Raw genomic sequence first — 12,633 nt, 5'->3', positions numbered from 1 at the left:
CTCTTTCCTTACGTTGGCTAATCATCTGGTCTCATGCCGCCCTGTCGCCCCATGAGGTAATCACCCAGTTAGCGAGATATAAGTAGGTCCCTATGCAATTCACTCCTGACAGTGCGTGGAAAATTACCGGTTTTGCCCGTGAAATCAGCCCGGCTTATCGTCAGAAACTGTTGTCACTTGGCATGCTACCCGGCTCATCCTTCAACGTGGTTCGCGTCGCCCCGCTCGGCGATCCTATCCATATTGAAACGCGTCGCGTAAGTCTGGTATTGCGTAAAAAGGATTTGGCGTTATTAGAAGTGGAAGCGGTGTCCTGTTAATACAGTGAGTCTATAAAAATGAAAAAACTAACCATTGGTTTAATTGGTAATCCTAATTCCGGCAAGACAACCTTATTCAACCAGCTCACCGGCGCGCGTCAGCGTGTAGGCAACTGGGCTGGCGTTACCGTTGAGCGTAAAGAAGGTCATTTCGCCACGACGGACCATCAGGTCACGCTGGTCGACTTACCCGGCACCTATTCACTGACGACAATCTCATCGCAGACCTCTCTTGATGAGCAAATCGCCTGCCACTACATTTTAAGCGGCGACGCGGATCTGTTGATCAACGTGGTCGATGCCTCAAACCTTGAGCGCAACCTCTACCTGACGTTGCAACTGCTTGAGCTGGGCATTCCCTGTATCGTCGCTCTGAACATGCTGGATATTGCTGAGAAACAGCAAATCCGTATCGATATCGACGCCCTCTCCGCCCGTCTTGGCTGCCCGGTGGTTCCGCTGGTCTCCACCCGCGCCCGCGGCATTGAAGCGTTGAAGCTGGCGATCGATCGCTACAAGGAAAACGACACCGTCGAACTGGTGCATTATGCCCAGCCGCTGCTGCAGGAAGCCGATTCCCTCGCCGATGCGATGGCCAAAGATATGCCGCTAAAACAACGCCGCTGGCTGGGCCTGCAAATGCTGGAAGGCGATATCTACAGCCGTGCCTACGCCGGTGAGGCCGCGCAAAACCTCGATGCCGCCATTGCGCGTCTGAGTGAAACAATGGACGATCCGGCGCTGCATATCGCCGATGCGCGTTACCAATGCATCGCCGCAATCTGCGATACCGTCAGTAATACCCTGACGGCAGAGCCGAGCCGTTTCACCACCGCGGTGGATAAAATCGTCCTTAACCGCTTCCTCGGGTTGCCGATTTTCCTGTTCGTGATGTACCTGATGTTCCTGCTCGCCATTAACATTGGCGGCGCACTGCAGCCGTTATTCGATGTGGGTTCCGTGGCGCTGTTTATTCATGGTATTCAATGGATTGGCTATACGCTGCACTTCCCGGACTGGCTCACTATCTTCCTGGCGCAAGGTCTTGGCGGCGGGATTAACACCGTGCTGCCGTTGGTGCCGCAAATCGGCATGATGTACTTGTTCCTCTCTTTCCTTGAAGACTCCGGTTACATGGCGCGCGCTGCGTTTGTGATGGACCGTCTGATGCAGGCACTGGGACTGCCGGGCAAATCGTTTGTCCCGCTGATAGTCGGCTTTGGCTGCAACGTACCGTCGGTGATGGGCGCCCGTACGCTGGATGCGCCACGTGAACGTCTGATGACCATCATGATGGCGCCGTTTATGTCCTGCGGCGCACGTCTGGCGATTTTCGCCGTCTTTGCCGCGGCTTTCTTTGGTCAGAACGGCGCGCTGGCGGTCTTCTCGTTGTACGTACTGGGTATCATCATGGCGGTGCTGACCGGCCTGATGCTCAAACACACCATCATGCGTGGCGAAGCAACACCGTTCGTCATGGAGCTGCCGGTGTACCATGTGCCGCACATCAAGAGCCTGATTATTCAGACCTGGCAACGTCTGAAAGGCTTCGTGCTGCGTGCCGGTAAAGTGATTATCATCGTCAGTATTTTCCTCAGCGCCTTTAACAGCTTCTCGCTAAGCGGGAAAATCGTCGATAACATCAACGACTCTGCTCTGGCTTCCGTCAGCCGCGTCATCACCCCAGTCTTCAAGCCGATTGGCGTCCACGAAGATAACTGGCAGGCAACCGTCGGTCTGTTCACCGGTGCGATGGCAAAAGAGGTGGTTGTCGGTACGCTGAACACGCTTTACACCGCAGAAAACATTCAGGAAGAAGAATTCAATCCGGCAGATTTCCACCTCGGTGACGAGCTGTTCAGTGCGGTGGATGAAACCTGGCAAAGCCTGAAAGACACCTTCAGCCTGAGCGTGCTGGCCAACCCTATTGAAGCCAGCAAAGGCGACGGCGAGATGGCTACAGGCGCAATGGGCGTGATGGGCGAGAAATTTGGCAGCGCCGCCGCCGCGTACAGCTACCTGATTTTCGTGCTGCTGTATGTCCCGTGCATTTCAGTGATGGGGGCTATCGCACGTGAATCCAGCCGTGGTTGGATGGGCTTCTCGATCCTGTGGGGCCTGAACATCGCCTATTCACTGTCAACGCTGTTTTATCAGACCGTCAGTTACAAAGCGCATCCGACTTACAGTCTGGTCTGCATCTTAGCCGTCATTCTGTTTAACATCGTGTTGCTGGGTCTGCTGCGCCGTGCCCGCAGCCGGGTGGATCTCTCACTGCTGTCAACCAACAGAACGGCTAGCTCCTGCTGTTCCAGTACCACTGGCGATTGCCATTAAGGTCGTCAACGATGGCATCGCTTATTCAGGTTCGTGATTTACTGGCGCTGCGGGGGCGTTTGGAGGCAAAGCAAATTAGCCACACGCTGCATACCCCGCAGCCAATGATTGACGCCATGCTGAATCAGTTAGAAAAGATGGGCAAAGCGGTGCGGATTCAGGAAGATGCCGATGGGTGTCTGTCCGGAAGCTGCAAGAGTTGCCCGGAAGGTAAAGCCTGCCTGCGCGAGTGGTGGGCTTTGCGCTAGTTTGCCGCTCCTGCCGGATGGCGCTACGCTTATCCGGCCTACAAATGGCAGCAAACATCCAGGCCATATTTTGGCTGCGGGCCATAAGAAACTACCGTTGGTGATCCCCATACTTTTTTATCATGGCACCGTCAGCCCATATCCATATTCACTCTGCTGGCTGGACGAATTTGACGACCCGGAGGCAGCCAGACCACTTTATGCCACAGCATTTCCATTGGTCGATATCACCGTTGTGCCCGATGACGAGATCATGCAGCACCGCCGGATGGCGCTGTTGGAGCTCATCCAAAAGCATATTCGTAAACGCGATTTGATGGGGTTAGTTGAAAAACTCGCCATCCTGCTTGTTAAAGGACATGCTAATGACAACCAGTTGAAAGCCCTGTTTAATTACCTGATGCAGGCCGGTGACACCGCGCGTTTTAGCGAATTTATTCACCAGGTCGCCGAACGTTTACCTCAACATAAGGAAAAGTTGATGACTATTGCCGAAAGATTACGTCAGGAAGGGCACCTTAATGGTCTTCAGGAAGGTCACAGGAAAGGGTTACGAGAGGGTTTGCAACAAGGCAAACGAGAGGAAGCTCTACGCATTGCAACAACCATGTTGGCTGATGGCACAGACCCGCTGACCATCTGCAGAATCACCGGCCTGACCGCTGAGGATCTGGCTACGTGCAGCCATTAATCACCAGCCCGGCAGTATGATTCCACCGGGCAAAACAGCGGATTTATAGCCGCTGTTTTAACGCCACCAGCACCGAGCAGAACTCCGTCGGATGTGAGATAAACGGCGCATGCGCCGCTTTGGCAAACACCAACGACTCGCTCTGTGGCCACAGGGTATCCAGCATCGGGACGACTTTGCGCGGAACCAAACCATCAAGATAACCGTACATCCGCAGGAAAGGTATATCCACAGAACATAACGGCTCACGCAGATCGACCGTTTTCAGAATCTCCAGCCCGCCGTTGAGCACATCGACGTCCGGCATGGGTAAAGCCAGCACCGTTTTCTTCAACGCTCGCGCATCCTGACGCGCGGTTTCCGTACCCATCGTTTGTAACGCCAGAAAACGTTCCACCGTCCGCTGGAAATCTTCGCTCAACTGTTGCTGGAAACCGGCCAGTACTTCCGGCTTAATGCCCGGCCATTCGTCGCGCGCGCTAAAACAAGGTGAGGATGCCACGGTAACCAGCGCCTGAACACGCTCAGGATGCGTTAACGCCACCTGACTGGCGACCAGCCCCCCGAGACTCCAGCCGAGCCAGATGGCTTTCTCCGGCGCCTGTTTTAATACCCGCCCGGCCATCTCTTCCAGCGACATTGCGCCGAACCCCTGGCTGCGACCAAATCCCGGCAAGTCGACAAGATGCAGCGTGAAATGCGAGCTCAGTTCCTCACTTATGCAATGCCATACTTCCGCGTTCAGTCCCCATCCGTGCAGCAGCACAAGATGGCAATTTCCCGAACCCTGAGTCTGCCACCAGATGTCATTCATCAGTTATTGTTCTCTTTTAGCCTGAAAGGATGCATCTATGCTAACAGTACCAGGATTGTGCTGGCTATGCCGAATGCCGTTGACGTTGGGGCACTGGGGGATCTGTTCGGTTTGCACGCGGGCAACGCGTCAACCTCTCTGCCGGTGTCCTCAATGCGGACTCCCCGCCGCACATCCTTCGCTTCCCTGCGGTCGTTGCCTGCAAAACCCCCCGCCGTGGCAGCGTCTGATCGCCGTCAGCGACTATATTCCTCCGCTGAGCGGACTTATCCACCAGTTTAAGTTTTCACGCCGCAGCGAAATGGCCAGTGCTCTTTCACGTTTACTGTTGCTGGAGGTATTACAGGCCCGGCGCGTCAGCGCTCTTCCTCTGCCGGACAGAATAGTTAGCGTCCCGCTCTGGCAACGCCGACACTGGCGCAGAGGATTTAATCAGAGTGATTTACTGTGTCGCCCTTTGGCGCGCTGGCTTGGATGCGACTGGGACAGGCAGGCCATCACACGGGTTCGGGCCACCGCCACACAACACTATCTCAGCGCCAGATTACGCAAACGTAACCTGAAAAATGCCTTTCGCCTTGAATTGCCGGTGCAGGGACTCCATATGGTTATTGTGGATGATGTCGTCACTACCGGAAGTACCGTCGCGGAAATCGCGCAGCTGCTTTTACGCAACGGCGCGGCGACTGTCCAGGTATGGTGCCTGTGTCGAACCTTGTAGAGCCTCGATGATGGGCGTATTATAACCAAGTAAAATAGTCAACTATTAGGCCATTACTATGATCCATATTTCCGATGCTGCACAAGCGCACTTTGCCAAACTGCTGGCAAATCAGGAAGAAGGGACACAAATTCGCGTATTTGTGATTAATCCCGGCACGCCTAACGCTGAATGCGGCGTTTCTTATTGCCCGCCCGACGCCGTGGAAGCAACCGACACCGCCATTAAATTTGACCTGCTGACCGCATATGTTGATGAACTAAGCGCACCGTATCTGGAAGATGCAGAAATCGATTTCGTTACCGACCAGTTAGGCTCCCAGCTGACGCTGAAAGCGCCAAACGCCAAAATGCGTAAAGTTGCCGATGATGCGCCGCTGATGGAACGCGTAGAGTACATGCTGCAATCGCAGATCAACCCACAGTTGGCAGGCCATGGTGGCCGCGTCTCTCTGATGGAGATCACCGATGAAGGCTACGCCATTCTGCAATTTGGCGGCGGCTGTAACGGCTGTTCAATGGTAGATGTAACGCTGAAAGAAGGTATCGAGAAACAGCTGCTGGCTGAATTCCCTGAACTGAAAGGCGTTCGCGATTTAACCGAACACCAGCGTGGTGAGCACTCTTACTACTAACGACCAGACCTGCAAGGCCCGATCAGGCGCATCCGCGTCGCCATCGGGCATTGATGCCGGATGGCAGCGTAAACGCTTTATCCGGCCTGCACCCTTACATTTCTCTGCATGTCCCCTGCAACAACGCCGCTATAATTTGACCCGCCTCTCATAATTTAAATTTTGCCTGCTCAGGTGATTTTCAAGCGCCGCATGTTACCCGTATCATTCATATCAGCACCTAACACACCCATAACAGCCAGCTAAACTAATTAGTTTTGACGGTAATCAGCATTGGTGCTGTGAATACTCGGTTCCCGGTCGGGACAATCGGAATTTGTCATCTAAACACTGACGTTACCCATAACAAAGTAAAGGCCAGGTAAATCATGCCATTAGTCATCGTTGCTATCGGTGTAATCTTGTTACTTCTCCTGATGATCCGTTTCAAAATGAACGGTTTCATCGCTCTCGTCCTGGTGGCGCTTGCTGTCGGATTGATGCAAGGGATGCCGCTGGATAAAGTCATCGGTTCTATTAAAGCCGGCGTCGGCGGAACCCTTGGCAGCCTAGCCCTGATTATGGGTTTTGGCGCCATGTTGGGCAAAATGCTGGCGGACTGCGGCGGCGCACAGCGCATCGCCACCACGCTGATTGCTAAATTCGGCAAAAAACACATTCAGTGGGCGGTAGTATTAACCGGTTTCACCGTCGGTTTTGCCCTGTTCTACGAAGTCGGCTTCGTACTGATGCTGCCGCTGGTGTTCACGATTGCCGCGGCGGCAAACATCCCGCTGCTGTACGTTGGTGTCCCGATGGCTGCTGCGCTGTCCGTCACGCACGGTTTCCTGCCGCCTCACCCGGGTCCGACTGCTATCGCCACCATTTTCCACGCAGATATGGGTAAAACCCTGCTGTTTGGTACGATTCTGGCCATCCCGACCGTTATTCTCGCCGGTCCGGTGTACGCGCGCTTCCTGAAAGGCATCGATAAGCCAATCCCGGAAGGTTTGTACAGCGCAAAAACCTTCACCGAAGAAGAGATGCCAGGCTTTGGCGTCAGCGTCTGGACCTCTTTGGTTCCGGTTATCCTGATGGCGATGCGCGCCGTCGCGGAGATGATTCTGCCTAAAGGTCATGCTTTCCTGACGGTTGCAGAATTCCTTGGCGACCCGGTCATGGCTACGCTTATCGCGGTGCTGATTGCGATGTTCACGTTTGGTCTGAACCGTGGACGTTCGATGGATCAGATTAACGACACGCTGGTGTCCTCAATCAAAATCATCGCGATGATGCTGTTGATCATCGGTGGTGGCGGTGCCTTCAAACAGGTTCTGGTTGATAGCGGCGTGGACAAATACATCGCCTCCATGATGCACGGCTCGAACGTTTCTCCGCTGCTGATGGCATGGTCTATCGCTGCGGTCTTGCGTATCGCGCTGGGTTCCGCAACCGTTGCAGCTATCACCGCAGGTGGGATAGTGGCGCCGCTGATTGCGACGACCGGCGTAAGCCCTGAGCTGATGGTTATTGCAGTCGGTTCCGGCTCCGTCATTTTCTCCCACGTGAACGATCCAGGCTTCTGGCTGTTCAAGGAGTACTTCAACCTGACTATCGGTGAGACCATCAAGTCATGGTCAATGCTGGAGACCATTATCTCCGTCTGCGGTCTGGTAGGTTGTCTGCTGCTGGGCATGGTGGTCTGATAAAACGGTGCCGGGTGGCGCTTCGCTTACCCGGCCTACCGCAGTCATTGTAGGCCGGATAAGACGCATTCTGCGTCGCCATCCGGCCAACTAACACTATTTCTTCTTCGCAGCGGCTTTTCGGCGTTTATCCAAATCCTTAATCAGCTTGTTCACCCCGTCATCGGCGAACATCTGCTCCAACGTAGCGGTGAGCTTACGCCGCCAGTTTTTGTACTGGTCGCTGGTCCCCGGGATGTTGACCGGATCCGCCATTCCTAACCAGTCCTCCGGTTGCAGGCCCAGCAGCGCACTGTTGCTGTCAGCGATGTAGCGTTGCATGCCACGATTAAGCATCGGCGTCATCGACATCAGCGAGGCCTTGTGACCCGCGCGTTTTGGCAGACAGCCATATTTGTGCAGCGCGTCCAGCAGCCCTTGTTTCGCCAACTCCCGGTCCTGATATAACCCTCGTAGCACAACCTCATCCGGGTACAGACCCAGCGCTCTACCCAGCGTCAGATCGCCGCTATCCCAATAACCTTTAAGCGTAGGAAGGTCATGCGTCGCCGCGACTGCCATTGATTGTTCCGGGTACGCTTTCGGCGCACGGAAGTTTTTCTCATGGTCATTCTCAAAATAAAGCACTTTGTAGGAGTACACGCCGCTATCGCGCAGCTTGCTAACGATCTCCACCGGCACCGTACCCAAATCTTCACCAATCACCATGCAGTGATGACGTTTACTTTCCAGCGCCAGAATTGAAAGAAGATCGTCGACCGGATAATGCACGTAGGCGCCGTGATCGGCCGTTTCACCGTAGGGGATCCACCACAGACGCAGCATCGACATAACATGATCGATACGCAATGCGCCGCAGTTCTGCATATTGGCGCGCAGCAGCTCGATAAACGGTTCGTAAGCGCGGGCTGTGATGATGTGCGGATCCATCGGCGGCAGCCCCCAGTTCTGACCCAGCGGACCGAGAATATCCGGCGGCGCGCCAACCGAGGCTTTCAGGCAGTACAGCTCACGGTCGCACCAGGTTTCCGCCCCCCCTTCTGCCACGCCGACCGCCAGATCGCGATACAGCCCGACAGGCATCGCAAAACCCTGACTCGTTTCCCAGCAGTCAGCGAACTGGGTATACGCCAGCCACTGAAGCCACAGGTAGAAGTCCACGTCATCACGATGCGCTTCGCAGAACTGTTTGACCTCTGGCGAGTCCACCGACTGGAAAGCCTCTGGCCACACCGGCCAGCCCCAGCGCAATGCGTCTTCTTTCACCTGATGCGCATGCAGGGCGTCAAAGGCCGCCTGCCAGTACAGGCTATCGCCTTCCTGAGCCACAAACTGGCGAAATGCCGCCATCTGCTCATCATCACGCGCAGAGAAGCTTTTCCACGCCATACGTAGAGCCGTCATCTTCAGTGTGGTAACGGTAGAGTAATCCACCCATACGGCATCTCGCGCCTTTTGCAGGGCTTGCTGAGTCGTGGGTTTCTGCCACCAGGCCTGTGCCTCTTTACTGTGGTGGAAATCGTCTACTGCGTTGACATCAATATAAATAATATTCAGCCAGCGACGTGACGACGGGCTGTATGGACTTGCACTTTCCGGGTTCGCCGGATACAGCGCATGAATAGGATTCAGGCCGATAAACGCGCCGCCGCGTTGTGCCACATCCACCAACATGGCGCGGAGATCGCCAAAGTCGCCAATCCCCCAGTTTTTTTCTGAACGTAGGGTGTAAAGCTGAACGCATGCCCCCCACAGCTTCTGCCCGGCCAACAACGCCTGCGGTTCGTAACAGCGCTTCGGCGCCACGATGATACGGCAATGTGTACGCAACTCCCCCTGAGTCAGGGTAAGCGTGTGATACCCCTCCGGCAGCTTCGCCGGAAGGTTGAAAGATTTACCGCCGACGGCATGCCCTTTGTGCTGCACACCCTCTTCGGTGGTTAGCAGCCAGGTAAACTCTCCACTTCCCTCAACCGCCAACGGCATTTTTTTGCCCGCGGTATAAACCATGACGTTCGGCACCGGGGTCACCGCCACCTTCGTGGCGGCGGTGGTGCGATGCATGGCGTCAAGCAAACGCCGCTTGGTTTCGGCGCCAATAGACTGCGGTTTACCGTGGGCATTAATGTAATGTGGGCTGATCCCCGCCGCCAGCGCGGCATTATCCAGACGTTTGCTTTCCATCGCGCTTCCTTAACGTTCCGCCTGCCAGATACGAGCCTGATAATCGCGAATAGAGCGATCTGAACTGAACATGCCGCAACGTGCGGTATTCAGAATTGCCGCCCGGGTCCAGGCGTCCTGGTCACGGTACAACACGTCAACCTGCTTCTGGGCTGCAACGTAGGCCGCGAAGTCCGCCATGACCAGATACGGATCACCGCCCTGCTTACCAATACTGTGCAGCATCTGGTCAAAGGCATGTTTATCGCCGTCGCTGAATTTTCCGCTTTCCAACTCCTTCAGAACAGCATCCAGCACCTTATCTTTCTTACGCCATTTCACCGGGTCATAGCCTTTCGCTTTCAGGGCTTTCACCTCTTCCACGGTATGACCAAAGATAAAGATATTTTCGTCGCCCACCTTCTCGGCAATTTCGACGTTGGCGCCATCCAGCGTACCGACGGTTAACGCGCCGTTCAGCGCCAGTTTCATGTTACCGGTGCCGGAAGCCTCTTTGCCCGCGGTTGAGATCTGCTCAGAGATATCCGCCGCCGGAATCAGCATTTCCGCTGCCGAGACACAATAATCCGGCAGGAAGACGACTTTCAGCTTGTCGCCGATTTTCGGGTCGTTATTGATGATTTCCGCCACCTTGTTGATAGCGAAGATAATATTTTTCGCCAGGTAGTAACCCGGAGCGGCTTTCGCGCCAAACAGGAAGACGCGCGGCACGCGATCCGCCTGCGGGTTTTCACGAATTTCTTTGTACAGCGCCAGAATATGCAGCAAGTTCAGATGCTGACGCTTGTACTCATGCAGACGTTTGATCTGAATATCAAAGATTGCCTGCGGATTGATTTCAATACCTGTCCGTACTTTCACAAACTCTGCCAGGCGCTTTTTATTCGCCAGCTTAATGTCACGATAAGTCTGACGGAACTTCGCGTCTTCGGCGTATTTTTCCAGGTTAATCAACTGGTCGAGGTCGTTGGCCCACTCTTTTTTCAGCGATTTATCCAGCAGCGCGGCAAGCGCCGGGTTGCACTGTTTGATCCAGCGACGCGGGGTAATCCCGTTGGTGACGTTATGGAATTTGTTAGGCCAGAGCTGGTGATATTCCGGGAACAGATCTTTCACCACCAGATCGGAGTGCAGCGCCGCCACGCCGTTAACTGCAAAACCGCTGACCACGCACATATTGGCCATACGTACCTGTTTATTATGCACCACCGCCAGTTTCGCCCACACTTCAGCATTACCCGGCCAGGTTTTATCGACCAGTTTCTTAAAGCGATCGTTAATCTCTTTGATGATTTGCATATGGCGCGGCAGTAGCGCTTTCACCAACTTCTCATCCCAACACTCCAACGCCTCCGGCATCAGGGTATGGTTGGTGTACGCAAAGGTTTTGCTGGTAATGGCCCACGCATCGTCCCAGCTCATCTGATGCTCATCAATCAGCACACGCAGCAGCTCAGGGATCGCGATGGTCGGGTGAGTATCGTTCAGCTGAATCACTTCGAAATCGGCCAGCTCATGCAGTTTACGCCCGGCCAGATGATGGCGGCGCAGAATGTCGGCTACGGAGCAGGCGCACTGGAAGTACTGCTGCATCAGGCGCAGCTTTTTACCCGCGGTGTGGTTGTCGTTCGGGTACAGCACCTTGGTTAGTTTCGCAGCGTCGATACCCTGCTGCTCAGCGCGCAGGAAATCACCGTCATTAAATTTGGTCAGGTTAAACGGATGCGCGTGGCTGGCCTGCCACAGACGCAGCGGTTGCGCCACGCCGTTACGGTAGCCGAGAACCGGCAGATCCCAGGCCTGACCGGTGATGACAAATCCCGGCTCCCAGTGTCCCTCTTTGGTGACTTTACCGCCAATGCCTACCTGCACATCTAACGCCTCGTTGTGACGGAACCACGGATAGCTACCGCGATGCCAGTCATCCGGGGCTTCCATCTGCTGACCGTCGGCAAAAGACTGGCGGAACAGGCCGTACTGGTAGTTGAGACCATAGCCCGTCGCCGACTGACCGACCGTCGCCATCGAATCCAGGAAGCAGGCCGCCAGACGCCCCAATCCACCGTTACCTAACGCCGGATCGATCTCTTCTTCCAGCAGATCGGTCAGGTTGACGTCGTGCGCTTTCAGTTCATCGCTCACCGCCTGATACCAGCCCAGATTGAGTAAGTTGTTGCCGGTCAGACGACCAATCAAAAATTCCATCGAGATGTAGTTAACATGGCGCTGATTTTTTGCCGGTTTCACCGCTGGCTGGGCGCTGAGTAACTCAGCCAACGCCCCACTCACTGCCTGCCACCACTGGCGCGACGTCATTTCGTGAGCCGACAGTAAACCGAAACGCTGCCACTGACGCGTCAGGGCTGCCTGAAATTGATCTTTGTTGAAGGTTGGCTGTGACATAGGGATTCCAGGTCCTTAGGTAATAAAACAACGTTATCGCTAGTTTGCCAGGCTCGTTGTTGACCTTCCTCATCCTGGCACGGATTAGGGAGGGAGGAGGAGCGGGGATGAGCATAAAAGTGTGATCGCCGCCACTTAAAGCAGAGAGGCATTGCCGGTCAATACGTAGGTTTCCCCCGCATCCCCCTGAAATGCATCACGGTTTCGCATTAACCTAAAGAGATTAGCCAGACAATATCAAACAGTAAGATGATATTTAGAAAAAATATGTAAACAGAGAAATAGTTTCTCACCTGAAATACGCATTCTGCTTGAGTTATTTCACATGAAAGTTTTAAGTCGAGCACAAAACTCATCGTCTTTTTATTAAACGTTACAGTAACAACATAAAAAAGTGGAATCTTTCCGCTGGGTGAAAGTCACGCTGGATCCAGTCGCCACGCCTGTTGCGACTCTTTAAAGAAATTATTGCAATAGATGTATAGATTTGTGACATAGTGCAAAATCAGACACACAAAAAGCCCGCTTAGCTTGCATAAAATACCAATCTGGCCGACCTTATATCTATTAATTACGAAGCGCAAAAAAAATCATTC

9 protein-coding genes and 1 pseudogene are annotated in these 12,633 nt (G+C 54.2%); 7 read left to right on the top strand and 3 right to left on the bottom strand.

Annotated features, from left to right (window positions below):
- The first annotated feature begins 92 nt into the window (after positions 1–92).
- From feoA to FDX09_RS01790, 4 genes and pseudogenes are all read left to right on the top strand, one after another.
- The gene (gene feoA / locus FDX09_RS01805) at positions 93–320 is read left to right on the top strand and encodes a ferrous iron transporter A (protein ID WP_003023519.1); all 228 of its coding nucleotides are present in this window, start codon (positions 93–95) and stop codon (positions 318–320) included.
- 18 nt (positions 321–338) lie between these two features.
- Positions 339–2,657 (top strand): Fe(2+) transporter permease subunit FeoB, encoded by a 2,319-nt coding sequence (feoB, locus tag FDX09_RS01800; RefSeq protein ID WP_038634892.1) that lies wholly within the window; start codon positions 339–341, stop codon positions 2,655–2,657.
- Between the two features lie 11 nt (positions 2,658–2,668).
- Entirely contained in the window at positions 2,669–2,905 is a 237-nt protein-coding gene (gene feoC / locus FDX09_RS01795) for a [Fe-S]-dependent transcriptional repressor FeoC (RefSeq protein ID WP_069323799.1), read from the top strand.
- A 44-nt stretch (positions 2,906–2,949) separates the two neighbouring features.
- Positions 2,950–3,596, top strand: a pseudogene (locus FDX09_RS01790) (Rpn family recombination-promoting nuclease/putative transposase); the annotation flags it as partial.
- A gap of 43 nt (positions 3,597–3,639) precedes the next feature.
- On the opposite strand, the gene bioH reads toward FDX09_RS01790, so the two are convergent.
- On the bottom strand, positions 3,640–4,410 hold the full coding sequence (gene bioH, locus FDX09_RS01785; protein WP_038634898.1) for a pimeloyl-ACP methyl ester esterase BioH: 771 nt from the start codon (positions 4,408–4,410) through the stop codon (positions 3,640–3,642).
- A 37-nt stretch (positions 4,411–4,447) separates the two neighbouring features.
- Between bioH and gntX the strand changes: the two genes are divergently transcribed.
- The 3 genes from gntX (at position 4,448) to gntT (ending at position 7,450) form a co-directional block, all read left to right on the top strand.
- Positions 4,448–5,131: a DNA utilization protein GntX gene (gntX, locus tag FDX09_RS01780; protein ID WP_137346705.1), complete on the top strand. Its 684-nt coding sequence runs from the start codon at positions 4,448–4,450 to the stop codon at positions 5,129–5,131.
- A gap of 58 nt (positions 5,132–5,189) precedes the next feature.
- Positions 5,190–5,765: a Fe-S biogenesis protein NfuA gene (gene nfuA / locus FDX09_RS01775; RefSeq protein ID WP_003023509.1), complete on the top strand. Its 576-nt coding sequence runs from the start codon at positions 5,190–5,192 to the stop codon at positions 5,763–5,765.
- Between the two features lie 368 nt (positions 5,766–6,133).
- Positions 6,134–7,450, top strand: coding sequence for a gluconate transporter (gene gntT, locus FDX09_RS01770; RefSeq protein WP_003023507.1), 1,317 nt, complete (start codon positions 6,134–6,136; stop codon positions 7,448–7,450).
- A gap of 96 nt (positions 7,451–7,546) precedes the next feature.
- On the opposite strand, the gene malQ is transcribed toward gntT, so the two are convergent.
- Both malQ and malP read right to left on the bottom strand, forming a co-directional pair.
- Positions 7,547–9,634, bottom strand: coding sequence for a 4-alpha-glucanotransferase (gene malQ / locus FDX09_RS01765; RefSeq protein WP_087856284.1), 2,088 nt, complete (start codon positions 9,632–9,634; stop codon positions 7,547–7,549).
- Positions 9,635–9,643: 9 nt separating this feature from the next.
- Positions 9,644–12,037, bottom strand: coding sequence for a maltodextrin phosphorylase (gene malP, locus FDX09_RS01760; protein ID WP_137346704.1), 2,394 nt, complete (start codon positions 12,035–12,037; stop codon positions 9,644–9,646).
- Positions 12,038–12,633 lie beyond the last annotated feature (596 nt).

The organism is Citrobacter sp. wls717, from assembly GCF_005280955.1.
Classification (GTDB): Bacteria; Pseudomonadota; Gammaproteobacteria; order Enterobacterales; family Enterobacteriaceae; genus Citrobacter; species Citrobacter werkmanii.
Note: the sequence above shows the minus strand (reverse complement) of the source record. Positions and strands in the feature narration are given on the sequence as shown.

Bases quoted from the DNA above. Each gene is read 5' to 3' on its own strand.
- feoA (WP_003023519.1), top strand. From the start codon at position 93: ATGCAATTCACTCCTGACAGTGCGTGGAAAATTACCGGTTTTGCCCGT.
- feoB (WP_038634892.1), top strand. From the start codon at position 339: ATGAAAAAACTAACCATTGGTTTAATTGGTAATCCTAATTCCGGCAAG.
- feoC (WP_069323799.1), top strand. From the start codon at position 2,669: ATGGCATCGCTTATTCAGGTTCGTGATTTACTGGCGCTGCGGGGGCGT.
- bioH (WP_038634898.1), bottom strand. From the start codon at position 4,410: ATGAATGACATCTGGTGGCAGACTCAGGGTTCGGGAAATTGCCATCTT.
- gntX (WP_137346705.1), top strand. From the start codon at position 4,448: ATGCTAACAGTACCAGGATTGTGCTGGCTATGCCGAATGCCGTTGACG.
- nfuA (WP_003023509.1), top strand. From the start codon at position 5,190: ATGATCCATATTTCCGATGCTGCACAAGCGCACTTTGCCAAACTGCTG.
- gntT (WP_003023507.1), top strand. From the start codon at position 6,134: ATGCCATTAGTCATCGTTGCTATCGGTGTAATCTTGTTACTTCTCCTG.
- malQ (WP_087856284.1), bottom strand. From the start codon at position 9,634: ATGGAAAGCAAACGTCTGGATAATGCCGCGCTGGCGGCGGGGATCAGC.
- malP (WP_137346704.1), bottom strand. From the start codon at position 12,037: ATGTCACAGCCAACCTTCAACAAAGATCAATTTCAGGCAGCCCTGACG.